Below are 23,171 nucleotides of genomic sequence, written 5' to 3' on the forward strand. Positions count from 1 at the left end.
GCGGAGACGCGGAGTTCGGCGCTGCTGCGGCTGGCCGACGCGCACGTGGTCTATCCGGCCCGCGGCGGGAAGCTGTTCCGCCCCGACCGGGTGTACGCGCTGACGGGCGCCGATCTGGCCATCCGCCCGGGTGAGACGGTCGGCGTGGTCGGCGAGTCCGGCTGCGGCAAGTCGACCCTGGCCCGGGTGCTGGTCGGCCTGGAGCGGCCCACCCGCGGCGCGGTCAGCTACCGGGGTCGTGATCTCTGGGAGATGCCGCACGCCGAGCGCCGGGCCACCATCGGCCGGCATCTCGGCATGATCTTCCAGGACCCGTCCACGGCGCTGAACCGGCGCCTGCCGGTGCGTCGGGTGCTCCGCGACCCGCTGGACGTGCACCGCCAGGGCACGCCGCAGCAGCGCGATGCGCGGGTGCGCGAGCTGATGTCGCTGGTGGGTCTGCCGGCGCAGCTGGCGGACGTGCTGCCGGGGCAGCTGTCCGGCGGCCAGCGGCAGCGGGTCGCGATCGCCCGGGCGCTGGCCCTGGAGCCGGAGCTGGTCATCGCGGACGAGCCGACCAGCGCGCTGGACGTCTCGGTCCGGGCGCAGATCCTCAACCTCCTGCTCGACCTGCGAGACCGCCTCGGCCTGGCGCTGGTCTTCATCTCGCACGACATCCAGACGGTGCGCCGGATGAGCGACCGGGTGATCACCATGTACCTGGGCCGGATCGTGGAGGAGTCGCCGGCCGCCGAGGTCACCGGACACGCCCGGCACCCGTACACCCGGGCGCTCTTCTCGGCGACCCCCGGGCTGCTCGACCCGATCGACCCGATCCCGCTGGTCGGCCCGGTGCCGTCGGCGACCAGGCCGCCCAGCGGGTGCCCGTTCCGCACCCGGTGCTGGAAGGCGGACGAGGTCTGCGCCGAGTCGATGCCGGACTTCTCGGCGAACGGCACGGACGCTCACACGGACACGGACACGGACACCCACGAGCACGGCGCGCACCGGTACCGCTGCCACCACCCCGTGGGCGGTGACGAGACCACGCACGAGCTGGTGCTGCAGGCCCGCCGCGACACCGCGGACGCCCCTGCCACCGCGGACGCCCCCGACGCCCGGGCCACCGTGGACATAGAGAAATGATCTAACGGGCATATACAGCAATGCAGGCATAACAGAACAGACAGCACTTCCCTCGGTACACACTGCGCTGACAGCGCGAAAGGCACAGGAACGCCATGGCCCTGCCCGCCCGTCTCGGCGGAGTCATCCCGCCGATCTGCACGCCGCTCACGCCGGACGGGGAGGTGGACGTCGACTCGCTGCGGGACCTGGCGGACTTCCTCGCCGAGGCCGGGGTGGACGGCCTGTTCGTGCTCGGCTCGACCTCGGAGGCGGCCTACCTCACCGACCGGCAGCGCCGGACCGTGGTGGAGACCGTCGCCGCGCACCTGGACGGCGCGCTGCCGGTGCTGGCCGGCGCGATCGACATGACCACGCCCCGCGCGCTGGACCACGCCAGGGCCGCCCTGGCGTCCGGCGCGGACGGCATCGTCGCCACCGCCCCGTTCTACGCCCGCACCCACCCGGCCGAGATCGAGCGGCACTTCCGCCTGCTCGCCGAGCGTTCCGGCGCCCCGCTCTTCGCCTACAACCTGCCGACCTCGGTGCACGTCGCGCTCGACGCGGAACTGGTGCTGGCGCTGGCCGCCGACGGCGTGCTCTCCGGGCTCAAGGACTCCAGCGCGGACCAGACGAACCTGCGCGAGGTCATCCTGGCCGCCAGGAGCGATCCGGGCATCCGCGACTTCACCGTGCTCACCGGTTCGGAGACCAGCGTGGACACCGCGCTGCTGATGGGCGCCGACGGGGTGGTGCCGGGCCTGGGCAACGTCGACCCGCACGGCTACGTGCGGCTGGTGGGCCTGTGCGCGGCCGGCGACTGGCAGCGGGCCAGGGCGGAGCAGGAGCGGCTGCTCGCGCTGTTCAGCATGGTCGGGGTCGGCAGCCCGGCCCGGATGGGGCGCGGCTCGTCGAGCATCGGGGCGTTCAAGGCGGCGCTCCGGCTGCGCGGCGTCGTCCGGCACGCCACCACCGCGGAACCGCAGATCCCGCTGTCCGAGGACGAGGTGGCGCGGGTCGCCAAGCATCTGGCCGCCGCCGGACTGCTCTGAGGCCCGCACCGGAAAGCCCGTCAGGGCAGCTCCTGTTCCGTCCAGATGGTCTTGCCGTGCTCGTCGTGCCGGGCGCCCCAGCGGTCGGTCAACTGGGACACCAGGTACAGGCCCCGGCCGCCCTCGTCGTCGTCCTCGGCATGCCGCAGATGCGGGGCCGAGCTGCTGTCGTCGGAGATCTCGCAGACCAGCCCGCGGTCGCGGATCAGCCGCAGGCGGATCTGGCCGACGGTGTAGCGCACCGCGTTGGTGACCAGTTCGCTCGCGACGAGCTCCGTGGCCGGGGCCAGGTCGTCGAGGCCCCAGTCGGCGAGCTGCCGGCCGACGGCCCTGCGGGCGGTGCCGGCGCTCCGGGGCTCGCCGGCCAGCGTCCAGGACGCGACCCGGTCCGGACCCAGGAGGCGGGTGCGGAGCAGGAGCAGCAGCGCGTCGTCGTCGGGTTCCTGCGGGAGGACGGCGCGCACCAGCGCGTCGCAGCGCTCCTGAAGGTCCGTCGACGCGGGGCGGCCGAGCTCGGTGAGTAGGGTCTGGCGGGCGTCGGCGGTGGGAGTCAGACCCACGTTGTGCAGGGCCAGCAGGCTGCCCTCCGGCAGGTCGAGGCGGGTCGGCGAGTAGTCGGCCACGCCCCGGCCCAGCGGGGGACCGGGAGTCATGGCCACCTCCCGGGGCTGGCCGTCCGGTGACACCACCGTCAGGGGCCCGGGGCGTCCGGCCGCGACCAGCACGCAGCGTCCGGTGACCGGGTCGTAGGTGGCGAGCAGGCAGGTGGCGCTCAACGGCGGCTGGTCCGCGAACGCCGTGGGCCGCTCGTCGGCGAGCTGCCCGGTCAGCTCGTGCAGCCGCTCGAACAGCTCGTCGGGCGGGACGTCCATGGCCGCGAGCGTGCCGAGCGCCGTCCGCAGCCGGCCCATGGTGGTCGCGGCCGGAACGCCGTGGTGTCCTGTCACCTCGCCCACCACCAGGGCCACCCGGGCCGAGGACAACGGGATGACGTCGAACCACGAGCCGCCGGAGACCACCGGCAGGTAGGTGTGGGCGGCCGCCACCGCCGACTGCCGGGGCGCCCGGCTGGGCACCAGGCTGCGCCGGACCAGGGAGGCCAGGGTGTTCTCCCGGGTGTAGCGGCGCGCGTTGTCCACGCACACCGCGGCCCGGCTGGCCAGTTCGCTGGCCACCGCGAGGTCGGCCTCGTCGAACTGTTCCGAGTCCACCATCCGGTAGAACGAGGCCAGGCCGAGCACCACCCCGCGCGCGGTCAGCGGCACGGCGAGCAGCGAGTACACCCCGGCGTCCAGCAGCAGTTGGGCCCGAGTTCGGTCCCGCACCAGCCACGGCTCGTTCTCGGCGAGCCGCCGGATCAGCCGGGGACGCAGGTCGCCCAGCGCCATGGCGTAGGGCGTCCCGGAACGGATCAGCCGCACCTCACCGAGTGGGAAGATCTCCTTCACCTCCCGGCCCGGGGCCGTGGCGAAGCCCGCGCGGCGGACCGCGGCCTGGTCCATCAGCCCGCCAGGCGCCGGGGCCTCGCCGCGCAGCACGGACTCCAGCACCTCCACGGCCACCAGGTCGGCGAATCCCTGGACCGCCACGTCGGCCAGTTCGGCCGCGGTGCGGACCACCTCCAGGGTGCTGCCCAGGCGCTCTCCGGCCCGCAGCATGAGGTCCACGTGTTCCTGGGCCCGGCGGCGCTCGGTGACGTCCACCACGGAGACGGCGACGCCGAGCGTCGCGCCGTCCGGGCCGGTGAGCCGGAACGCCGAGACGGACAGCGTCCGTTCGCCGCCCACGCCGCTGAGCAGCCGCCCGGTCCACGGCATGTCCAGCATCGGCCGCCCGGTGACCAGCACCTCCCGCACCCGCTCCGAGACCTCGCCGAACGAGGGATCGATCTCGTGCCAGCGCCGGCCCAGCACCGTGGACGGGTCGACGCCCAGCATGCCCCGGGCCGCGGTGTTCACCCGCAGCACCCGCAGGTCGGGGTCGAGCACGTGCAGCCCCGTCGGCGACTGGCCGAACAACGCGTCGAGCACGGCGTGGTCCAACGGACCGTCCGCGTTCGGCGCGTCCCGCGGAGGCTCGGGAGGCTGCGGAGGCTCAGGCACCATGCCTTTCATGATCGGCCGGTCGGCGGGCGAACCCGGCCCGGCGCGCGGGCCCGATCGGGTGGCGTGGCGGCCGCCTCCCGGCCCGCCACCGGGCCGGGAGGCGGCCCGTGGCCGGCTCCGCTCAGTCGCGCAGCTCCGCGATCGGGATCCGCCGGAACTCGATCTTCTCGTACGGGCCTTCCGCGCCCGTCTCGTACAGCACGCCCAGCGTGTGCCGGTCCAGCTGCACCAGGTCGGAGTAGGCCGCCGGGTCCTCCGAGAGCGTCTCCACCTTCCGGAACGATCCGCCGTCGTCGTCGCTGCGCCACAGCGCCAGCGCCCGCCTGGCGGTCGGGACGGAGGGGCCGGAGAACAGCAGCGGCGCCTTCCTGCCCTCCAGTTGCAGCGCGCTGCACTGGACCACCGGGGCGTCGTCGAGGCTCGGCTGCATCGCGTACGGCGCGTCCAGGGTCTCGCCGCCGTCGCTGGAGACGGCGTCCGCCCGGGCGCCGGTGGAGGTGCCGTTGTGGTCGCGGGTGTTGAAGTAGATCCGGCCGTCGGGCAGTTCGGCGGCGACCGACTCGTTGCCGTTGAGCACGCCCTCGTAGGAGTTGTCGACGAAGCCGATCCGCCAGTCCTCGCCGCCGTTGTCGCTGATCAGGCAGTGCGCACCGAGGTACTTGTGCTCGCCGCCCGTGTCGGTCGAGCCCTCGGGCGGCGCCGCCGAGTGATTGGCCGGGACGACCAGCCGGCCGGCGTACCGGCCGTGGGTGAGCGCGATGGCGTGGCAGGGCCCGGTCGCGTACCAGCGCCAGTCGGGCCGCTTCACGTCGGCGGTGATCTCCCGCGGCTCGCTGAACGTCCGGCCGTCGTCCTCGCTGAACTGCACGAAGACCCGGCGGCTGTCCTCCGCCGGGACGAGACCGGCGGTGATCTCGGCCTCCGTGGCGTCGCCGGCGTTGTAGCAGGTGAGCAGCACCAGTCGGCCGGTCGCCGGGTCGATCACCGGCGCCGGGTTGCCCCGGACGTCGCCGTCGCCCTTGGCGACCAGGATCAGCGGGCCCCAGGTCCGGCCGCCGTCCCGGGACCGCCGGACCACCACGTCGATGTCGCCGGTGTCGGAGGAGCCGCCGACCCGGCCCTCGGCGAAGGCGAGCACCGTGCCGGAGGGGGTGGTGAGCACGGCGGGGATGCGGAAGGTGTCGTAGCCCTCCGTGCCGGAGACGAAGGGCTCGGAGGCGCCACGCCGGCGCGCCGTGGCCCCGGCGCCGGTCGCGCCGGTCACGCCGGAGGTGCCGGAGGCGGCCGCGGCCGGGAGGGCGGAGGCGAGCACCGCCAGGGTGGCGGTCGTGGTCACGATGAGACTGCGGCGGCTGAGGACAGGGACGGGTTTGGGCATCGCTCTCTCTCCTGGTCTCTCCTGAGTCTTTCTGGCCTGGTCTTTCCCGGACATGGGACGTAGGAGGTGGGACGTCTGACCATAAGCGGACGGGGCATCGTCGACAAGGATGTGTGCGGCACCTTTCTGTGCCGTCTCCGGTGCCGGACGCGCTTCCCGTGGTGCTTCTCGCTCAGGAAGGCTGCCCGGCCGCCGCGTTGGCTACCGCGTCGGCCACCGGCGTTTCGCCGCCCACGAGTTCGAGCGTCAGGCCGGCCGTGCGCGGCTCGTCGAGCAGCGCCAGCAGCACCTCGGCCACGTCGTCCCGCGGCACCTCGTCGCGGCCGGTCGAGGGCGCCAGCCGCACCCGGCCGGTGCCGGTCGCGTCGGTGAGGCGACCGGGGCGCAGGATCGTCCAGTCGAGATTGGCGCGGGCCCTGAGGTCGACGTCGGCGGCGCCCTTGGCGCGCAGGTAGGCGGCGAACACCGGGTCGGTGCCGGGCGGCGGCTCGGCGTCCACGCCCATCGCCGAGACCGTCAGGAAACGCCGCACCCCGGCGAACTCGGCCGCGTCCGCGAGGAGTATGGCCGCGTCCCGGTCCACCGTGTCCTTCCTGGCGGCCCCGCTCCCCGGCCCGGCGCCGGCCGCGAAGACGGCGGCGTCAGCGCCGCGCAGGTGCCGGGCGACCTCCTCCGGGCCGGCCGCCTCCAGATCGCAGAGCACCCCCTCGGCGCCCGCGGCCCGCAGGGCGTCCGCCTGTTCGGGGCGCCGCACCAGCCCCGTGACGTGGTCGCCGCGCCCGGCCAGCAGGATCTCCAGGCGCCGGGCGATCTTGCCGTGTCCGCCGGCGATGACGATACGCATACCCGCGACCGTACGCCCGCGAGCGGGACAACGGGGCCCGCGCCGCACCGAGGCCGCACGGGACCGCACCGAACGAGCACCGGGGAGCCGATCAGGTTCGGAGACCAGCGTGCCGCCGTCAGGTGAACTCGCCGGTGGCCTGCCGGGGCAGCGCCTGACCCGCGCGGCCCCGCCCGGTCCTGCCGGGGCCGGACGCCAGCGCGCCGCCGTACTCGCGCACCGCGCTGGTCCGCGCCACGATCCGGCCGCGGTGGATGACCAGACGGCTGTAGGCCAGGGACAGCGCGCCGGCCACCGACTCGCCGCGCACGGCGAGCAACTCGGCGGGGAAGCCGGCCTCGATGCGCACCTCGGGCCGGCCGAGCGCGGCCCGGGCGCCGGCGCTGACGGCCTGGTAGGCGTCGTGCGGGTCCAGACCGCCGAGCGAGGCGAGCAGGTACGCGGCCTCCAACGGGTCGCCGCGGCCCACCGGGTTGGCGGCGTCCCGCAGCGTGCCGCTGCCCGCGGCCACCCGCACCCCGGCGGCGGTCAACAGCCGTACGGGCGGGGCGGCCTCGCCCCCACCACCCGCCGGCCCGACCAAACCGCCACTGACCAAACCGCCACCGACCAAACCGGAACCGGCCGGCCCGGAACCGGCCGGACCAGCACCGACCGGGCCGGCCGGGACCTGGGCGCTCGGCAGGGCCGCCAGGCCCGGCGGTCCCGCGGGCGGCCCGGACCGCGCCCCGGCGAGGCCGCCCGGGCAGAGCAGCCCGCACCGCCCCTGCGGCAGCAGGCAGACCGTGACGTCGGCGGCGGCGAGTTGGTCCGCGGCCCGGGCGGCGGCGTCCGGCGGCAGCCGGGACAGGCCGGTGCACGGGCCGACCGTGACCCGGGACGGGAAGGCCGCCACCGCCGAGGTGAGCCGGGCCAGCCGGGCCGGATCGTCGGCGTCGGTGTGCAGGTCCACGGCGCTGCCGTGCGCCTCCGCGACCCGGAGCACCGCGTCGAGGAAGCCGGCCGGGTCCGGGTCGAGGTCGGGCGCGCCGCCCACCGCGCCGGCGCCCCGCTGCGCCGCCTCGGCCAGCAGCGCCCGGCCGTCGGCGCCCGCCCGGCCGGTCAGCAGCCGCGGCACGGCCACCGTGGTGAGCTCGGCGAGACCGCGCAGCGCCCGCCCGGCCGCGAGCGCCGCTTCGAGCCCGGCGAGCCCGTGCACGTCGCCGATCCGGACGTGGCTGCGCTGGACGGTGGCGCCGTGCCCGAGTTGCACCAACGCCGCCTCCGTGATGCGCCGCCGCAGCCGGGCCGGAGAGGCGTCGGGCGGCGCTCCCCCGGGGCCTGGGGGCCTGGGGGCGCCGGCGAGCGGCGGGGGCACCTCCCAGGCCCCCGGCGGCCTGGGGGCGTCGGTGAGGGCGCTCTCGTGGTGCGCGTGCGGCTCGGCGGGGGAGGGCAGCAGCAGGTAGCCGGTGAGGTCGAGACGCGCGGCCTGGCCGGTGCCCCGGGCGCCGGGCGCGGGCTGCCCGGGCGGCGCCGAGAGGCTGCCCGGGGTGCCCACGGCCTCGATCCGTCCGCCGCTGAGCCGGACGTCGACGGTGCGGCCGTCGGCGAGCCGGGGTCCGCTGAGAACGAGGACGGCGGCGTCGCCGGGGTCGTTGGCCAGGCTGCGGTCGGGCACGGAAGGGAGCGTACGGCGACGGCGCGGTACGGGTGGGGAGGGAAGGATTAGTCGTACCGCCGTGGTGCTGCCGTGGTGCGCTCCGGAAGTGGCCGAGGGGCGGGGCGGGGTTATGGATTTCGCCTTCGACGCCAGAGCGTGTAATCTCTTCAGCGCTCGCCCCAATAGCTCAGTCGGCAGAGCGTCTCCATGGTAAGGAGAAGGTCAACGGTTCGATTCCGTTTTGGGGCTCTGGGGTGCGAGGTCTCTCGCGATGCGTGGGAGGCTCCCACCTCGTGGCGGCGTAGCTCAGTCGGTAGAGCAAACGGCTCATAATCGTTGTGTCACCGGTTCGAGTCCGGTCGCCGCTACGCACAGTAGCCGATTGTGGGGTCGATCCTCCGATCGGCTACTCTCTCTGTGTTCAACCGTGTTCGACTGTCCACCGTCCGTCAAGGAGCACTCACGTGGCTGCCACCGACGTCCGCCCGAAGATCACGCTGGCCTGCGTGGAGTGCAAGGAGCGGAACTACATCACCAAGAAGAACCGGCGTAACGACCCGGACCGCATGGAGATGAAGAAGCACTGCCCGCGCTGCAACGCGCACACGGTGCACCGCGAGACGCGATAGCCGGACACGCCAACGACACCAGAGCTGAAGTTGTACGAGGCCGCTCCCGATCCAGGGAGCGGCCTCACTACATTGGGGCCCTGGACCCCCGGACGGGGCCGGAAGGGGAAGGTCAGGACACCGATGCCGCTCGATCAGTCCTTCGTCGGGCGGAGCTATCCGCCCACCGAGCCGTACGAGGTGGGACGGGAGAAGATCCGCGAGTTCGCCGAGGCGATCGGCGACACCAGCGCCGTCTACACCGACCAGGACGCGGCCAAGGAGCTCGGCTACCCCGACGTCGTCGCGCCGCCGACCTTCGTCTTCGCGATCACCTACCGGGCCGCCGGGCAGGTCATCCAGGACCCGCTGCTGGGCCTCGACTACCGCCGGGTGGTGCACGGCGACCAGCGTTTCGCGTACTCCCGCCCGGTGCGGGCCGGTGACCGGCTGACGGTCACCTCCACCATCGACTCCATCAAGTCGCTCGCGGGGAACGAGATCCTGGAGGTGCGCGGCGAGGTGCACGACGAGTCGGGCGAGCACGTGGTGACCGCCTTCACCAAGCTCGTGGCCCGCCGGCGCGAGGACGACGAGACGGAGCAATCGACAGACCAGGGGGGTGCGGCGTGACCGCGCGGATCGCCTACGCGGAGGTGGCGGCCGGCACCGAGCTGCCCGCCCAGAGCTTCCCCGTCACCCGGGCCACGCTCGTGCGATACGCGGGCGCCTCCGGGGACTTCAACCCCATCCACTGGAACGAGCGGTTCGCCCGCGAGGTCGGCCTGCCCGACGTCATCGCGCACGGCATGTTCACGATGGCCGAGGCGCTGCGGGTGGTGACCGACTGGACCGGCGACCCCGGCGCGGTGCTGGAGTACGGGGTGCGCTTCACCAAGCCCGTGGTGGTGCCCAACGACGACGCCGGCGCGGTGATCGACGTCACCGGCAAGGTCGCGGCCAAGCTGGACGACGAGGCGCGCACGGTGCGGGTGGACCTCACCGCGCACAGCGCCGGCCAGAAGGTGCTCGGCATGTCCCGCGCGGTGGTCAGGCTCGCCTGAGACCGGGGACCGGCCCGGCACTTGACTTAGTTAGTGATTGGCCACTAACTTTGTCGGCATGGCCAGGGAGAGCGCTCGGATGAGCGCGGAGGAGCGGCGCGAGAGCGTGGTGCGCGCCGCCATCACCGAGTTCGCCAAGGGCGGGTACTCGGGCACCTCCACCGCCGCGATCGCGCGCCGGGTGGGGGTCTCGCAGCCGTACCTGTTCCGGCTCTTCCCCGACAAGCGCGCCCTCTTCCTGGCCGCCGCCCGGCGCTGCACCGACGAGATCCGGGAGGCGTTCGAGCGGGCCGCCGACGGGCTGGACCCGGAGGCGGCCAGGGACGCGATGTCGCACGCCTACGTGGAGCTCATCGCCGACCGGGACCGGCTGCTGTTCCAGATGCAGATGTACGTCGCGGTGGCCGCGGCCGAGGCGGCCGGCGACCACGAGTTCGGCGCCCGGTTGCGCGACGCCTGGGTGGAGCTGTGGGACTCGTCCCACCTCGCGCTCGGCGCCGACGACGAGGAGACGGGGTCGTTCTTCGGCACCGGCATGTTGATCAACGTCCTGCTGGCGCTCGGCGTACCCGCCGGCCACCGGGCCTGGCAGTCCTGCGACATCTACGCCGAACATCCGGCCGAGCACCCGCCCGGGCAGTCCCCGGACCCGCACTCCGACCACCGCCCGAAGCGGCACGCCTGAACTCGCCCGTTCACTGACCGCGCACACGTGCGCACCCGAAAGTTATTGAGTAATCACTACTTAGCGACCCCGGGAGGGGCCATGACCGACCGGACATCACCGCCGCCCACCGCGCCGGCCCAACGCGCCGTCGTGGTGTGGACACTGCTGATCACCGGTGCCGCCACCTTCATGGCGGCGCTCGACAACCTGGTGGTCACCACCGCGCTGCCCGTGATCCGCGACGACATCGGCGGGGACATCGCCGACCTGGAGTGGATCGTCAACGGCTACACCCTGCCGTTCGCCTGCCTGCTGCTGCTCGGCGCCGCGCTCGGCGACCGCTTCGGCCGCCGCCGGCTCTTCGGCCTCGGCGTCCTGCTCTTCACCCTCGCCTCGGCGGCCGCGGCGGTGGCCGGGTCCCCCGGCGAACTGATCGCCGCCCGCGCGGCCCAGGGCGCGGGCGCCGCCATCCTGATGCCGATCAGCCTCACCCTCATCTCCGCCGCGGTCCCCGCGGAGCGGCGCGGCGCCGCGTTCGGCATCTGGGGCGCGGTGCAGGGTGTCGCGGTCGCCGGCGGCCCGCTGGTCGGCGGCGCCATCACCGAACACCTGGCCTGGGAGTGGATCTTCTGGCTGAACGTGCCGATCGGCCTCGCGCTGCTGCCGCTGGTCCGCACCCGGCTCGTCGAGAGCCGCGGCTCCAACAACCGCCTCGACCTGCCCGGCACCGCGCTGGCGAGCGCCGGCCTGTTCGGCGTGGTGCTGTCCATCGTCCGGGGCAACGAGCACGGCTGGACGTCGCCCTCGGTGCTCGCCGGCTTCGTGCTCGGCGGCCTGCTGCTGGTCGCGTTCGTCGGCTGGGAACTGCGCGCGAGGACGCCGATGCTGCCCATGCGGTTCTTCCGGTCCCGCGCGTTCACCACGGTCAACGCGGCGAGCCTGCTGATGTTCGCCGGGATGTTCGGCTCGATCTTCCTGCTGACCCAGTTCCTCCAGCTGATCCAGGGATACTCGCCCTCCGAGGCCGGGCTGCGGATGCTGCCCTGGACCGCCATGCCGATGCTGGTCGCGCCCCTCGCCGGGGCGCTCACCGACCGCATCGGCGGCCGGCCCATCGTCGCCACCGGACTGCTGCTGATGGCCGTCGCGCTCGGCTGGCTCGCGCTGCTCGCCGAGCCGGACGTGAGCTACGCCAGCCAGATACCGGCCTTCGTGCTCGGCGGCACCGGGATGGCGATGTTCTTCGCCCCGACCGGGGCGATGGTGATGGCCTCGGTGGCCGAGAGCGAACAGGGCATCGCCTCCGGGGTCAACAACGCGCTGCGCGAGGTGGGCGGCGCCCTCGGGGTGGCGGTGCTGGCCTCGGTCTTCACCGCCCAGGGCGGCTACGAGACGCCGCAGGCGTTCACCGACGGCCTGGTCCCGGCGCTGTGGGTGGGGGTCGTGGCGCTCGTCACCGCGGGCCTCGTGATCCTGCTCGGCCCCGGGCGCACCCGGCAGGTCGCGGCGGCCGGTGTGCCCGACGCCGTCAGCGCTCCGGCCGCCGACGAACGCGTTCCGGTGAAGGTATAGCGTTCAACCTGTGGCGGCCCGTCCCGGGACGGGCCGCCATCTCCATTCCGGCTCCATCCCGGCGCCATCCGGCTCCGCCCGCTCGCCACAACCAGCCGCCTAGCGCACGAACTTGTACCCCACGCCGCGCACCGTCACCAGCCAGCGGGGGTTCGCCGAGTCCGGCTCGATCTTCTCCCGCAGCCGCTTGACGTGCACGTCCAGCGTCTTGGTGTCGCCGACGTAGTCCGCGCCCCAGACCCGGTCGATCAGCTGCAGCCGGGTCAGCACCCGGCCGGCGTTCCGCAGCAGCACCGCGAGCAGGTCGAACTCCCGCAGCGGCAGCTCGACCGGGCGGCCGCCCACCGCGACCTCGTGCCGCTCCACGTCCATCCGCACCGGGCCCGCCTCCAGCGTGGACGGGTCCTCCTCCTCCCACCACTCGCCCCGGCGGCGAAGCACCGCGCGGATCCGCGCCACCAGCTCCCGCGGGGAGAACGGCTTGGTCACGTAGTCGTCGGCGCCCACCTCCAGACCCACGACCCGGTCGGTCTCGCTGTCCCTGGCGGACACGATGATGACCGCGACCCGGGAACGGCTCCGCAGCTGCCGGCACACCTCGATGCCCGACCGGTCCGGCAGCGTGAGGTCGAGGAGGACCAGATCGGCGCCCGAACGCTCCAGCTCCTCCAGGCCGGCCCGCGCGGTGCCCGCCGTGCGCACCTCGAACGCCTCCGCGCGCAGCACGAGCTCCAGCACCTCGCGGATCGGCTCGTCGTCGTCGACGACGAGGATCCGGGTCACCGTCGGTCCCCGTGGACAGTCCCCACGACGGCCCTCCCTCATCCGGCGCACGCCGGCGCGCGGCGTGACGCGTCCGCGTCTCCGCTGACTACACTCCGGACCCGCCCACCGGGTTGCACGGCGGCGACCGGGACGGCGGTGCGGGACTGACCTGGCCGACGGGGCTGACGGGCGGAGAGCGGCCCGGTGCGGTCGTAAGCTGGGCGGGTGCAGGTGATCCCCGATGCCCCGCTCGCGCCGCTGACCACGCTGCGGCTCGGCGGCCCCGCGCGACGGCTCGTCGTCGCCGAGACCGACGAGGAGGTCGTCGAGACCGTCCGCGCGGCCGACGCCGAGCGACGGCCGCTGCTCCTCGTCGGCGGCGGCAGCAACCTCGTCGTCGCCGACGCCGGCTTCTCCGGCACCGCCCTCCGCATCGCCACCGCCGGTTTCCGGCTGGACGGCAACCACCTGGAGCTCGCCGCCGGCGAGAACTGGTCGGCCGCCGTCGCCCGCACCGTCGAGGCCGGCCTCGCCGGCGTCGAGTGCCTGGCCGGCATCCCCGGCAGCGCCGGCGCCACGCCGATCCAGAACGTCGGCGCCTACGGCCAGGAGGTGTCAGGCGTCCTCACCGAGGTGGTGGCCTACGACCGGACCGCCGACCGCACCGTCACCCTGCCGGCGGCCGACTGCGGCCTCGCCTACCGGCACAGCCGCTTCAAGGCCGACCCCGAGCGCTTCGTGGTGCTGCGGGTCCGGTTCGCGCTGGAGGACGCCGACGGGCTGTCCGCGCCCGTGCGCTACGCCGAGACCGCCCGCGCGCTCGGCGTGCGCCCCGGCGGACGGGTGCCGGTGGCCGACGCCCGGGAGACGGTGCTGAAGCTGCGCAGTGGCAAGGGCATGGTCCTCGACCCGGAGGACCACGACACCTGGTCCGCCGGCTCCTTCTTCACCAATCCGGTGCTCGACGAGGCCGGGTACGCCGCCTTCCTGGCCCGCGTCGAGCGGCGCCTCGGCCCGGACACGGCGCCGCCCAGCTACCCCGCGGGCGAGGGCCGGGTGAAGACCTCCGCGGCCTGGCTGATCGACCGGGCCGGTTTCCCCAAGGGCCACGGCACCGGACCCGCCCGCATCTCCGGCAAGCACACCCTGGCGCTCACCAACCGCGGCGGCGCCCGCACCGCCGACCTGCTCGCACTGGCCCGGGAGGTCAGGGACGGCGTCCGGGACGCCTTCGGCATCACCCTGGTCAACGAGCCGGTGCTGGTCGGCGTCGAGCTCTAGCCCCGCCGGCGGCGCCCGGGCGGGTTGGGGTTCGCAAGGGCGCATCACCCTGGTCAACGAGCCGGTGCTGGTCGGCGTCGAGCTCTAGCCGGGACCGGGTGGGCTCAGCTCGACAGCCAGGCGTCGATCTCCACCAGCAGCTTCTCGCGCACCTCCTGCGGCGCCGCCGAACCCCGCACCGACTGCCGGGCCAGCTCCGCCAGCTCCGCGTCCGTGAACCCGTGGTGCTCCCGGGCGATCTCGTACTGCGCCGCCAGCCGGGAGCCGAACAACAGCGGGTCGTCCGCCCCCAGCGCCATCGGCACGCCCGCCTCCCACAGCGTCCGCAGCGGCACCTCGGGCAGGCTCTGGTACACCCCGAGGGCGACGTTCGAGGCCGGGCACACCTCGCAGGTCACCCCGGCCTCGGCCAGCCGGGTCAGCAGCACGGGGTCCTCGGCCGCCCGCACGCCGTGCCCGATCCGGCTGGCCCGCAGGTCGTCCAGGCAGTCCCGGACGCTGATCGGGCCCGACAACTCGCCGCCGTGCGGCGCCGCCAGCAGCCCGCCGTCCCTGGCGATCGCGAAGGCCCGGTCGAAGTCCCGGGCGAAACCGCGGCGTTCGTCGTTGGACAGGCCGAACCCGACGATGCCGCGGTCCCGGTAGCGGACCGCCAGCCGGGCCAGCGTGCGGGCGTCCAGCGGATGCTTGATCCGGCTGGCCGCGACCAGCACCCGCATGCCCAGACCCGTCTCCCGCATCGTGGTGTCCACCGCGTCCAGGATGATCTCCAGGGCCGGGATCAGCCCGCCGAGCCGGGGGGCGTACGACGTCGGGTCGACCTGGATCTCCAGCCAGCGCGAGCCGTCCCGTAGGTCCTCCTCGGCCGCCTCGCGGACCAGGCGCTGGATGTCCTCCGGGGCGCGCAGGCAGGATCGCGCGAGGTCGTAGAGCCGCTGGAAGCGGAACCAGCCGCGTTCGTCCGTGGCGCGCAGCCGGGGCGGCTCGCCGCCGGTCAGCGCCTCCGGCAGCCGCACGCCGTACCTGTCCGCCAGTTCGAGGAGCGTGCCGGGCCGCATCGAGCCCGTGAAGTGCAGGTGGAGATGGGCCTTGGGCAGCAGCCTGATGTCGCGAGCACGTGCCATCCGCAGATAGTGCCGCATGACGCGGGAGGGTGGGTAATCACCCACCCTCCCGCGTGCGCCCCGCGCGCGGCCCACGCCGCGCGCTCTGCCGTGCGTTCTGCGCGCCCTGCTGCTAGCCGAGCAGCTTCTGCATCCGGGAGACGCCCTCGACCAGGTCGTCGTCGCCCAGCGCGTAGGACAGCCGCAGGTATCCCTCGGTGCCGAACGCCTCGCCCGGCACCACCGCGACCTCCGCCTCCTCCAGCAGCAGGCCGGCCAGCTCCATGCTGGTGGCCGGGCGCCGGCCGCGGATCTCCCGGCCCAGCAGGCCGCGGACCGACGGGTAGGCGTAGAACGCGCCCTCCGGCTCCGGGCAGGTCACGCCGTCGATCTCGTTCAGCATCCGCACGATCGTCCGGCGCCGGCGGTCGAACGCCTCGCGCATCGCCGCCACCGCCTCCAGATCGCCGGTGACGGCGGACAGCGCGGCGGCCTGGGCGACGTTGCTGACGTTGGAGGTGGCGTGCGACTGGAGGTTCGCCGCCGCCTTCACCACGTCCTTGGGACCGATCAGCCAACCCACCCGCCAGCCGGTCATCGCGTACGTCTTGGCGACGCCGTTGACCACGACGCAGCGCTCGGCCAGCTCCGGCACCGCCTCGGGCATCGAGGAGAACCGCGCGTCGCCGTACACCAGGTGCTCGTAGATCTCGTCGGTCAGCACCCACAGCCCGTGCTCCACGGCCCAGCGGCCGATCGCCTCGACCTGCTCGCGCGGGTACACCGCGCCCGTGGGGTTCGACGGCGACACGAAGAGCAGCACCTTGGTGCGCTCGGTGCGGGCCGCCTCCAGCTGCTCCACGGAGGCCAGGTAGCCGGTGGTCTCGTCGGTGACCACCTCGACGGGGACGCCGCCGGCCAGCCGGATCGACTCGGGGTAGGTGGTCCAGTACGGAGCGGGCACGATCACCTCGTCGCCCGGGTCGAGCAGCGCGGCGAACGCCTCGTAGATCGCCTGCTTGCCGCCGTTGGTGATCAACACCTGGGCGGGCTCGACCCGATAGCCGGAGTCGCGCAGCGTCTTGGCGGCGACCGCCTCCCGCAACTCGGGCAGGCCGCCCGCCGGCGTGTACCGGTGGAACCGGGGCTCCCGGCAGGCCGCCACCGCAGCCTCGACGATGTAGTCGGGGGTGGGGAAGTCCGGCTCGCCCGCGCCGAAGCCGACCACGGGGCGGCCGGCGGCGCGCAGCGCCTTCGCCTTGGCGTCCACGGCGAGGGTCGCGGACTCGGAGATGGCGCCGACCCGGGTCGAGACCCGGCGCGCGGTGGGTGCGGACTCAGCGGGGGAGGGAATTGCGGCACTCATAGGGGCATCGTCCCAGAATCCGCCACGGGCCGGCACGGGTGTTCCGACGAACGAGATCGACAACGAGATCGACGCGCGTGCCCCGAGCACGTACACTCGTGCCTCGTTGGTCCCTCACCCACCGTTGTCGTCCGGCTCCCCGGATGTCGGCATCATTGGATAGGGTAGGTTGAGGGTTCACACCTAGGGTCGTAGCTCAATTGGTAGAGCACTGGTCTCCAAAACCAGCGGTTGGGGGTTCAAGTCCCTCCGGCCCTGCTGCACGCGTAGTACGTACTGCCATGCAAGCCGTCCGGGTGGCCGGGCGGCTTATGACCATGACCGGGATCAGGTGAGGACGAGTGGCTGGGATCACGGACTCCGTTGAGGCGCCAGAGCCCCGCGGAGACAAGGCCGGTCGCCGAGGCAGGCGGGCGAAGCGCGGACCGCTGGGCAGGCTCGGCCTGTTCTACCGGCAGGTCATCGCCGAGCTCCGCAAGGTCGTCTGGCCCTCGCGTCGCCAGTTGTCCACCTACACCACCGCGGTGATCGTCTTCGTGATCATCGTCATCTGCATCCTGACCGTGCTTGACTGGGGATTCAGCCGAGGCGTCGAGTGGATCTTCGGCTGATCACGTTCCACCCCCGAACCGGAAAGTCAGGAAGAAGCAGCTACCGTGTCTGACCCGTCTGAGCCGAACCAGAACGACGCCGCTCCCGCCGCCGAGGGCGACGACACCGCGAGCGACATTGTCGAGGCAGCGGACACCGTTGACCAGGCCGAAGCTGCCGACGCCGCGGCGGGTCAGCCCGCCGAGGAGGAAGCCCTGCACGTGGAGAACGTGCTGGGTGAGGCGACGCCCGAGGACGCCGACGAGGCCGAGGACGAGGCTGAGGACGCCGACGAGGCTGAGGAAGCCGAGGACGCCGAGGAGGCCGCCGCCGCGGAGGAGCCCGAGGAGCCGGTCGACCCGGTGGCCCAGCTCCGCGACGAGCTGCGGGTGCTGCCCGGCGAGTGGTACGTCGTGCACACGTACGCCGGGTACGAGAACCGCGTCAAGACCAACCTGGAGCAGCGGGCCGTCTCGCTCAACGTCGAGGACTACATCTTCCAGGTCGAGGTGCCGCAGGAGGAGGTCGTCCAGATCAAGAACGGCGACCGCCGCACCATCAAGCAGAACAAGCTCCCCAGCTACGTGCTGGTTCGCATGGACCTGACGAACGAGTCCTGGGGCGTGGTGCGGAACACTCCGGGCGTCACGGGCTTCGTCGGCAACGCCTACGACCCGTACCCGCTGACCCTGGACGAGATCGTCAAGATGCTCGCCCCCGAGGCCGAGCAGAAGGCCGCCGCCGAGGCGGCCGAGGGCGGCGCCCCGACCGCCGGCCGCAAGGTCGAGGTCCAGGTCCTGGACTTCGAGGTCGGCGACTCCGTGACCGTCACCGACGGCCCGTTCGCCACCCTCCAGGCGACGATCAACGAGATCAACCCCGACTCCAAGAAGGTCAAGGGCCTCGTCGAGATCTTCGGCCGCGAGACCCCGGTCGAGCTCAGCTTCGACCAGATCCAGAAGAACTAGCCGCCCAACGGCGCCGGAAGCGCCCCTGTCCCACGGTTTCCGCCGTGGGACAGGGGCGCTTCCGCGTCAGCGGGCCGTCTCCGGGCCGTCACACCGCTCGCAGGACGCCGGGTCCTCGCCGTCTTCGACGAGGACCACCCGTACCTCGCCGGAGGGGAGGAACGGGACGTCCGCCTCCGCGCTTTCGCACGCTGGGCTCGGCAGGGCGGGCGGTCCCGGAACCGGTGAGGCCGAGGCGGGCGTCTCGTGCCACGACGGGGAACGGGGAACGGGGGCGCGGGACGTGGTGGCTGGAGTGGGCGCGGGGCGGCGAGCCGGGGGCCCGTCCCGGATGACGATGCTGGGCGGGGCGGCGCTGCTGGCGCTGGTGGCCACGACGCTGCTGGTGGTCGATCGGGGCGGCAGCGGGCCGGCGGAGGTGTGGCGGACGCCGGCCACCGACGCGGACGTGGGCCGTGACGCGGATCTCGCGCTGTGGCTCGACGGTTCGGTGCTCACCCGCGTCACCCCGACCCATGTCACCGGGTTCGACGCCGCCGAGGGCGGCCGGCTGTGGGAGGCCGACGAGCCGGCGGAGACGCGCGCGGTCTGCGCGGCGAGCGAGGGGACCAACGACGACGGCATCGGCGCGGTGCTCTACACCTTCGACGGCGACGACGAGGAGTGCCGCCGGCTCGGCGTCATCGACACCCGGAACGGCGGCTCGTTGCTGTGGTCGACGGATCTCCGCGACAGCACGGACGACGTCGACGAGTCGTGGTGGACGGGCGGCGACTCCGCGGTGACGGTGACCGAGAGCACGGTCTCCGTGTCCGCCGTCCCGTTCACCGGCTTCGACAGCTTCCGCCGCTACGACCTCGCGACGGGCGACGAGGCGCCCGCGCTCGAACTGCCGGACACGGACTGCCCGGGGGACGCGGTCCCGAACGACCTCGTCGGCCACGACGACGCGCGCGTCGTCGTGGTGACCAGCTGCGAGCCCTGGACGGACGGGGAGTCGGTGGCCTCGTGGACGAGCGTGTTCGACGCGGACAGCGGCGAGTTGCTGTGGACCCGGGAACAACCCGTCACCGAGCCGGTCCTGGGCGTCGTTTCGGGGGAGCCGCTGATCCTGCACGAGGGCCTGCGCTCGGTGTCCCCGACGACGGGCGAGCTGCTGGGCGGGCGTCTGGCGGCGTACTCGGACACGGGCGAGCCGCTCTGGCGGCTCGACCGGGAGGATGCCGACAGCGGGGGGCAACGCGTCGTGCAGGCGCTGGCGGACGGCGTGCTGGTCCAGGAGACGCTCACGGAGGAGGGCGACCGGCGGGGCGAATTCGCCGGCTACGACCTGGGCAGCGGCGAGCGGCGGTGGCGGACCCGGGTCCCCGAGTCGTCCGAGTTCCTCGGCGTGGCCGGCGACACGGGACAGGCGCTGCTCGGCGCGTACGCGTTCGACCGCGACGACGGCGGGCGGATGACGCTGACCTGGCTGGACCTGTCGGACGGCGCGACGCGGGAGTTCGGGACGGTGCCGTTCCCGCTGGAGGGCGGCGACGACCCGACGGCCCTCGTCGCCTTCGACGAGGACCGCCTCTACTTCGCCGGGAACGTCGAGCGGGAGTTCCAGCTGCGCGCCTACGACCGCTGAGCCCCGGAGCTCCGGAACGGCTTCAGGGCGCGGCGAGCAGGGCGCGGACGTCGGCCGCCCTGGCGGTGCGCCACTGCGCCTCGTAGAGGGCGAGCGCGCGGTGCCTGGCCTCGCGGGCCTCCGCGGGGTGGCCGAGGGCGTCGTGGGACTCGGCGAGGCGGATCAGCGTGTCGGCCGCGGCGTACCGGTCGCCGAGCCGGTCGAGGCTGAGCGCCAGGGACCGCCGGTAGTAATCCGCGGCCCGGTCGTGCCGGTCGGCGCACTGCTCGATGTAGCCGAGGCTGTCCAGGGTGGCGGCGACGCCGAAGTGGTTGTCGTGCTCGCCGAAGAGCCGCAGCGCCTCCTCGCAGTGGGCCGACGCCGCGTCCAGGCGGCCGAGGGTGGCCTCCACCCAGCCCAGCGCGTTGCACGTGTTCGCCTCCCGGACCGGGTCGCCGAGGGTCCGGTGCAGGTCGCGGGCCCGGCGGAAGTGGCGCAGGGCCCGTTCGTCGTCGCCGTGCTCGTGCCAGGCGTTGGCCAGGGCGTAGTGGGCGGCGGCCTGGCCGCGGACCTCGCCGAGCCGTTCCAACTCCACGAGTCCCAGGTCGAGATGGCGAAACGCGTCGGTGAGCTGCCCGGAGTAGCCCAGCGCGTGCCCCAGCCGCTGCCGGGCCAGGGCGCGGGGCAGGGGGTCGTCGAGCGATTCGGCGCTCGCCAACGCCGCCCGCCAGGTGGCGATGTGCTCGTGCACCAGGCCCCACCGCAGCTGGTAGGTGTCCAGGGACCAGGCGAGCCGCCAGGCGCTGAGGTGCCAGCCGCGGCCCTGGGCGGCCTGGAGCACCGCGCGCAGCACCTCGTGTTCGGCCCGGAACCACACGAGCGCCGCCTCGGCGTCGGTCGGCCGCAGGGGCAGGCTGTCCGGCGCCGGCTCGCCGGGCTCGAACGGCGTCGGGTACGGGTCGAGCAGCGCGTCGGCCCGGTACGCGGTGAACAGATGGTGGTCGGTGAGCCGCCGCAGCGCCGGCTCGCCGACCTCGGCGGGCAGCCCGGCGCCGCGCTCCGCCGCGTACAGCCGGGTCAGGTCGTGCATCCGGTACCGGCCGGGGAGGTGCTCGGCGACCAGATGGGCGGTCCGCAGGGAACGCAGCAGCGCCCGGGCCCGCGAGGGCGGCACGCCGAGCAGCGCGGCGGCGGCCGGCAGCCCGATGTCCGGGCCCGGGGCGAGGCCGAGCAGCGCGAACGCCCGGGCCTGGTCGGGGCGGAGGGCGCGGTGCGAGGCGGCGAGCACGGTGCGCAGGTCCAGGCTGATGTCGCCCGAGTCGAGCGCGTCCAACTGTCCGCCGGACTCGCGCAGTTCCTCGGCGAGGTCGGCGAGTGAGGCGCCCGGCTCCGCCAGCGCCCGCGCGGCGAGGATGCCGATCGCCAGCGGCAGGCCGGCGCAGCGCGCCAGGAGCGCGGCGGCGCTGTCCGGTTCGGCGGCGAGGCGTGCCGCGCCGAGGTGGCGGCCGAGCAGGGCGCGGGCCTCCGCCTCGGGCAGCGCGTCGAGGCCGAGCAGCCGGGCGCCGTGCGTGGTGGCGAGGCCGACGAGCTGGTGGCGGCTGGTGACCAGCGCCACCGACGCCGAGCCGCCCGGCAGCAGCGGCGTCACCTGCGCGACGTCGCGGGCGTTGTCGAGCAGCACCAGCAGCCGGCGTCCCGCGGTCAGGCCGCGGTAGAGCGCGGCCAGGCCGTTGAGGTCGGCCGGCGTCGCGCCGTCCTCCGCGCCGAGCGCGCCGAGGAAACCGCGCAGCACCACCGCGGGGTCCGTCGGTTCCTCGGCGGCGTGGAAGCCGTTCAGGTCCGCGTACAGCACCCCGTCGGCGAAACGCTCCTGGTTGCGGTGGGCCCAGCACAGGGCCAGCCAGGTCTTGCCGACCCCGCCGGCGCCGGAGATCACCGCCGCCGCCGGTCCCGGATCGGCGCCTGGTTCGGTTCCCGGTTCGGCGCCGGATTCGGCGGCTGGTTCGGAGCTGAGCAGCGGCCCGAGCTCGGCCAGCTCCCGTTCCCGCCCGGTGAACAGCGCAGGCATCGCCGGAAGTTGACGCGGCACGCCGGGGGTGGGCGGCACCGTGGGAGCCGCCGTCCGGACGGCGCGGGGAGCGGGCGCCTCCAGGGCCGGGTCCGCGGTGAGGATCCGCTGGTGCAGCCGCCGCAGCCGCTCGCCCGGATCGGCGCCCAGCGCCTCGGCGAGTTGCCCGCGCACCGTCCGGTACTCGGCCAGCGCGTCCCCGGCCCGCCCGCTGCGGTAGAGCGCGAGCATCACCTGCCGGGCCACCCGCTCGTCCAGCGGGTGCTCCCGGCGCCTCGCGAGCAGGCCAGGCAGCAGGTCGGCGTGCCTGCCGAGCTCCAGCTGGGCGTCGCACAGGTCCAGTTCGGCGGCGAGCCGCTCGGCGGCCAGGCTGTCGCACAGCGCGTTGAACCAGGGGGTGTCGGGCGCGGGGACCGTGTCCCCGTCCCAGAGGCCGAGGGCCTCCCGGAAGCCGGCCGCCGAGCGTTCCGCGGTGTCGGCCGCCCGGGCCGTCGCCACCAGGGCGCGGAACCGGTGCAGGTCCACGGCCCGTTCGTCCACGGACAGCACGTAGCCGCGCTCCCGCCGTCCGATGGCGGTGTCCTCGGCCGCGACCAGCGCCCGGCGCAGCCGCGACACGTAGGAGTAGAGCGTGGTCTCGGCCCGCTGCGGCAGCCGGCTGCCCCACACCCGCTCGGCCAACTGCCCTATGCCGACCGTGCGGTTGGCGTCCACCAGCAGCGCCGCCAGCACGTGCCGCTGCCGGGCGTGCCCGATGTCCACCCGCCGGCCGTCGATCCGCGCCTCCACGGCGCCCAGTACCCCGAACTCGGTTGCCAAGGCGGCGACCCCCGTCCCACTCGTGTGCGTTCTCCCGCACCGCCCTTACAGCCCTAACAGCCCTGACCTGGCGGTTCAAGATTCCTGGGCCCGCACCGGGTGTCCCGGACAGTCCGGACAGCCCGGACACCCCCGCGACACCCCTCCGAGCTGCGGATTCATGGTCGCCTTCCGTCCTTCTCAAGCCGGCCGTCAAGGCCGCCGCGCCAGGGTGTGCCCTGTGCGACGCCGTCAACCGACAGCCGTCAACAGGCAGCCGCCAACCGACAGCGTCAAACGACACCGTCAACCGACAGCGAAAGAAGGCTGGATCATGCAGGAGAACGTCACCGAGGACCTTCTCGGCCGCTACGACGAGCTGGAGCTCATCGAGCTGGGCGAGGCCGACACCCACGGCGGCACCACGCCCTGGACCCCGGCCACCCCGGGCATCACCGCGACGATCAGCAACGCGGCCTGCCCCACCGCCCCGGTCTGGTGCGACTGACCCACGGCACGACAGACGACGGGGGCCCGCCCGGGCCCCCGTCCCGCCGCGCCGCCCCGTCCGGCCACGACGCTTCTGCGA

20 protein-coding genes and 3 tRNA genes are annotated in these 23,171 nt (G+C 74.0%); 15 read left to right on the forward strand and 8 right to left on the reverse strand.

Translation table 11 applies throughout. The features are described 5' to 3' along the window. Positions 1-24 precede the first annotated feature (24 nt). Positions 25-1,125 (forward strand): ABC transporter ATP-binding protein, encoded by a 1,101-nt coding sequence (locus tag ABGB06_RS29640; protein ID WP_347595251.1) that lies wholly within the window; start codon positions 25-27, stop codon positions 1,123-1,125. 95 nt (positions 1,126-1,220) lie between these two features. Then, the gene (locus ABGB06_RS29645) at positions 1,221-2,156 is read left to right on the forward strand and encodes a dihydrodipicolinate synthase family protein (protein WP_347595007.1); all 936 of its coding nucleotides are present in this window, start codon (positions 1,221-1,223) and stop codon (positions 2,154-2,156) included. A gap of 20 nt (positions 2,157-2,176) precedes the next feature. Here ABGB06_RS29645 and ABGB06_RS29650 read toward each other — a convergent pair whose 3' ends face one another. The 4 genes from ABGB06_RS29650 to ABGB06_RS29665 all read right to left on the reverse strand — a co-directional run bounded on the left by ABGB06_RS29650 (position 2,177) and on the right by ABGB06_RS29665 (position 8,140). Further along, on the reverse strand, positions 2,177-4,261 hold the full coding sequence (locus ABGB06_RS29650) for a SpoIIE family protein phosphatase (RefSeq protein WP_347595010.1): 2,085 nt from the start codon (positions 4,259-4,261) through the stop codon (positions 2,177-2,179). Between the two features lie 121 nt (positions 4,262-4,382). Further along, a complete protein-coding gene (locus ABGB06_RS29655) occupies positions 4,383-5,639 on the reverse strand; it encodes a sialidase family protein (RefSeq protein ID WP_347595013.1) in 1,257 nt (418 codons plus the stop codon). A 172-nt stretch (positions 5,640-5,811) separates the two neighbouring features. After that, positions 5,812-6,483, reverse strand: a complete 672-nt coding sequence (locus ABGB06_RS29660) for an NAD(P)H-binding protein (protein ID WP_347595016.1) — start codon at positions 6,481-6,483, stop codon at positions 5,812-5,814. Between the two features lie 118 nt (positions 6,484-6,601). Further along, positions 6,602-8,140, reverse strand: coding sequence for a hydrolase (locus ABGB06_RS29665; RefSeq protein WP_347595019.1), 1,539 nt, complete (start codon positions 8,138-8,140; stop codon positions 6,602-6,604). 158 nt (positions 8,141-8,298) lie between these two features. Between ABGB06_RS29665 and ABGB06_RS29670 the strand changes: the two genes are divergently transcribed. The 7 genes from ABGB06_RS29670 to ABGB06_RS29700 all read left to right on the forward strand — a co-directional run bounded on the left by ABGB06_RS29670 (position 8,299) and on the right by ABGB06_RS29700 (position 12,033). After that, positions 8,299-8,371 (forward strand) — tRNA-Thr (locus ABGB06_RS29670). 46 nt (positions 8,372-8,417) lie between these two features. Next, a tRNA-Met gene (locus ABGB06_RS29675) sits at positions 8,418-8,490 on the forward strand. Between the two features lie 96 nt (positions 8,491-8,586). Then, complete coding sequence (gene rpmG / locus ABGB06_RS29680; RefSeq protein WP_347595022.1) at positions 8,587-8,751, forward strand: 50S ribosomal protein L33; 165 nt, start codon at positions 8,587-8,589, stop codon at positions 8,749-8,751. 123 nt (positions 8,752-8,874) lie between these two features. After that, positions 8,875-9,363: a MaoC family dehydratase N-terminal domain-containing protein gene (locus ABGB06_RS29685; protein ID WP_347595025.1), complete on the forward strand. Its 489-nt coding sequence runs from the start codon at positions 8,875-8,877 to the stop codon at positions 9,361-9,363. Next, positions 9,360-9,794: a MaoC family dehydratase gene (locus ABGB06_RS29690; RefSeq protein WP_347595028.1), complete on the forward strand. Its 435-nt coding sequence runs from the start codon at positions 9,360-9,362 to the stop codon at positions 9,792-9,794. The genes ABGB06_RS29685 and ABGB06_RS29690 overlap by 4 nt, the downstream gene beginning before the upstream one ends. A gap of 79 nt (positions 9,795-9,873) precedes the next feature. Then, complete coding sequence (locus ABGB06_RS29695) at positions 9,874-10,479, forward strand: TetR/AcrR family transcriptional regulator (RefSeq protein ID WP_347595254.1); 606 nt, start codon at positions 9,874-9,876, stop codon at positions 10,477-10,479. A gap of 81 nt (positions 10,480-10,560) precedes the next feature. Beyond that, positions 10,561-12,033, forward strand: coding sequence for a DHA2 family efflux MFS transporter permease subunit (locus ABGB06_RS29700; RefSeq protein WP_347595030.1), 1,473 nt, complete (start codon positions 10,561-10,563; stop codon positions 12,031-12,033). Between the two features lie 99 nt (positions 12,034-12,132). Here the strand turns inward: ABGB06_RS29700 and ABGB06_RS29705 are convergent, their stop codons facing one another. Then, the gene (locus ABGB06_RS29705) at positions 12,133-12,816 is read right to left on the reverse strand and encodes a response regulator transcription factor (protein WP_347595033.1); all 684 of its coding nucleotides are present in this window, start codon (positions 12,814-12,816) and stop codon (positions 12,133-12,135) included. A gap of 207 nt (positions 12,817-13,023) precedes the next feature. Between ABGB06_RS29705 and ABGB06_RS29710 the strand changes: the two genes are divergently transcribed. Further along, positions 13,024-14,079, forward strand: coding sequence for a UDP-N-acetylmuramate dehydrogenase (locus ABGB06_RS29710; RefSeq protein WP_347595036.1), 1,056 nt, complete (start codon positions 13,024-13,026; stop codon positions 14,077-14,079). Between the two features lie 104 nt (positions 14,080-14,183). Here ABGB06_RS29710 and ABGB06_RS29715 read toward each other — a convergent pair whose 3' ends face one another. Together ABGB06_RS29715 and ABGB06_RS29720 are read right to left on the reverse strand one after the other, a co-directional pair. Next, complete coding sequence (locus ABGB06_RS29715; RefSeq protein WP_347595039.1) at positions 14,184-15,203, reverse strand: adenosine deaminase; 1,020 nt, start codon at positions 15,201-15,203, stop codon at positions 14,184-14,186. 112 nt (positions 15,204-15,315) lie between these two features. Continuing rightward, positions 15,316-16,548, reverse strand: a complete 1,233-nt coding sequence (locus ABGB06_RS29720; RefSeq protein WP_347595042.1) for a pyridoxal phosphate-dependent aminotransferase — start codon at positions 16,546-16,548, stop codon at positions 15,316-15,318. Positions 16,549-16,733: 185 nt separating this feature from the next. On the opposite strand from ABGB06_RS29720, the gene ABGB06_RS29725 reads away from it, so the two are divergent. From ABGB06_RS29725 to ABGB06_RS29740, 4 genes are all read left to right on the forward strand, one after another. Then, positions 16,734-16,806, forward strand: a tRNA-Trp gene (locus ABGB06_RS29725). A gap of 92 nt (positions 16,807-16,898) precedes the next feature. After that, positions 16,899-17,159, forward strand: a complete 261-nt coding sequence (gene secE, locus ABGB06_RS29730; protein WP_347595257.1) for a preprotein translocase subunit SecE — start codon at positions 16,899-16,901, stop codon at positions 17,157-17,159. Between the two features lie 45 nt (positions 17,160-17,204). Next, positions 17,205-18,107 (forward strand): transcription termination/antitermination protein NusG, encoded by a 903-nt coding sequence (gene nusG, locus ABGB06_RS29735; protein WP_347595045.1) that lies wholly within the window; start codon positions 17,205-17,207, stop codon positions 18,105-18,107. Between the two features lie 331 nt (positions 18,108-18,438). Further along, on the forward strand, positions 18,439-19,737 hold the full coding sequence (locus ABGB06_RS29740; protein ID WP_347595048.1) for a PQQ-binding-like beta-propeller repeat protein: 1,299 nt from the start codon (positions 18,439-18,441) through the stop codon (positions 19,735-19,737). A 22-nt stretch (positions 19,738-19,759) separates the two neighbouring features. On the opposite strand, the gene ABGB06_RS29745 is transcribed toward ABGB06_RS29740, so the two are convergent. Further along, positions 19,760-22,603, reverse strand: a complete 2,844-nt coding sequence (locus ABGB06_RS29745) for a BTAD domain-containing putative transcriptional regulator (protein ID WP_347595051.1) — start codon at positions 22,601-22,603, stop codon at positions 19,760-19,762. A gap of 313 nt (positions 22,604-22,916) precedes the next feature. Here ABGB06_RS29745 and ABGB06_RS29750 point away from each other — a divergent pair, with 313 nt between their 5' ends. Next, positions 22,917-23,090, forward strand: coding sequence for a class II lanthipeptide, LchA2/BrtA2 family (locus ABGB06_RS29750; RefSeq protein WP_347595053.1), 174 nt, complete (start codon positions 22,917-22,919; stop codon positions 23,088-23,090). Positions 23,091-23,171: the final 81 nt, after the last annotated feature.

The organism is Streptomyces sp. B6B3 (assembly GCF_039871525.1).
Lineage (GTDB): Bacteria > Actinomycetota > Actinomycetes > Streptomycetales > Streptomycetaceae > Streptomyces.

Bases quoted from the DNA above. Each gene is read 5' to 3' on its own strand.
- ABGB06_RS29655 (WP_347595013.1), bottom strand. From the start codon at position 5,639: ATGCCCAAACCCGTCCCTGTCCTCAGCCGCCGCAGTCTCATCGTGACC.
- ABGB06_RS29720 (WP_347595042.1), bottom strand. From the start codon at position 16,548: ATGAGTGCCGCAATTCCCTCCCCCGCTGAGTCCGCACCCACCGCGCGC.
- ABGB06_RS29650 (WP_347595010.1), bottom strand. From the start codon at position 4,261: ATGGTGCCTGAGCCTCCGCAGCCTCCCGAGCCTCCGCGGGACGCGCCG.
- ABGB06_RS29715 (WP_347595039.1), bottom strand. From the start codon at position 15,203: ATGGCACGTGCTCGCGACATCAGGCTGCTGCCCAAGGCCCATCTCCAC.
- ABGB06_RS29685 (WP_347595025.1), top strand. From the start codon at position 8,875: ATGCCGCTCGATCAGTCCTTCGTCGGGCGGAGCTATCCGCCCACCGAG.
- ABGB06_RS29740 (WP_347595048.1), top strand. From the start codon at position 18,439: ATGACGATGCTGGGCGGGGCGGCGCTGCTGGCGCTGGTGGCCACGACG.
- ABGB06_RS29700 (WP_347595030.1), top strand. From the start codon at position 10,561: ATGACCGACCGGACATCACCGCCGCCCACCGCGCCGGCCCAACGCGCC.
- ABGB06_RS29695 (WP_347595254.1), top strand. From the start codon at position 9,874: ATGAGCGCGGAGGAGCGGCGCGAGAGCGTGGTGCGCGCCGCCATCACC.
- ABGB06_RS29660 (WP_347595016.1), bottom strand. From the start codon at position 6,483: ATGCGTATCGTCATCGCCGGCGGACACGGCAAGATCGCCCGGCGCCTG.
- ABGB06_RS29645 (WP_347595007.1), top strand. From the start codon at position 1,221: ATGGCCCTGCCCGCCCGTCTCGGCGGAGTCATCCCGCCGATCTGCACG.
- ABGB06_RS29750 (WP_347595053.1), top strand. From the start codon at position 22,917: ATGCAGGAGAACGTCACCGAGGACCTTCTCGGCCGCTACGACGAGCTG.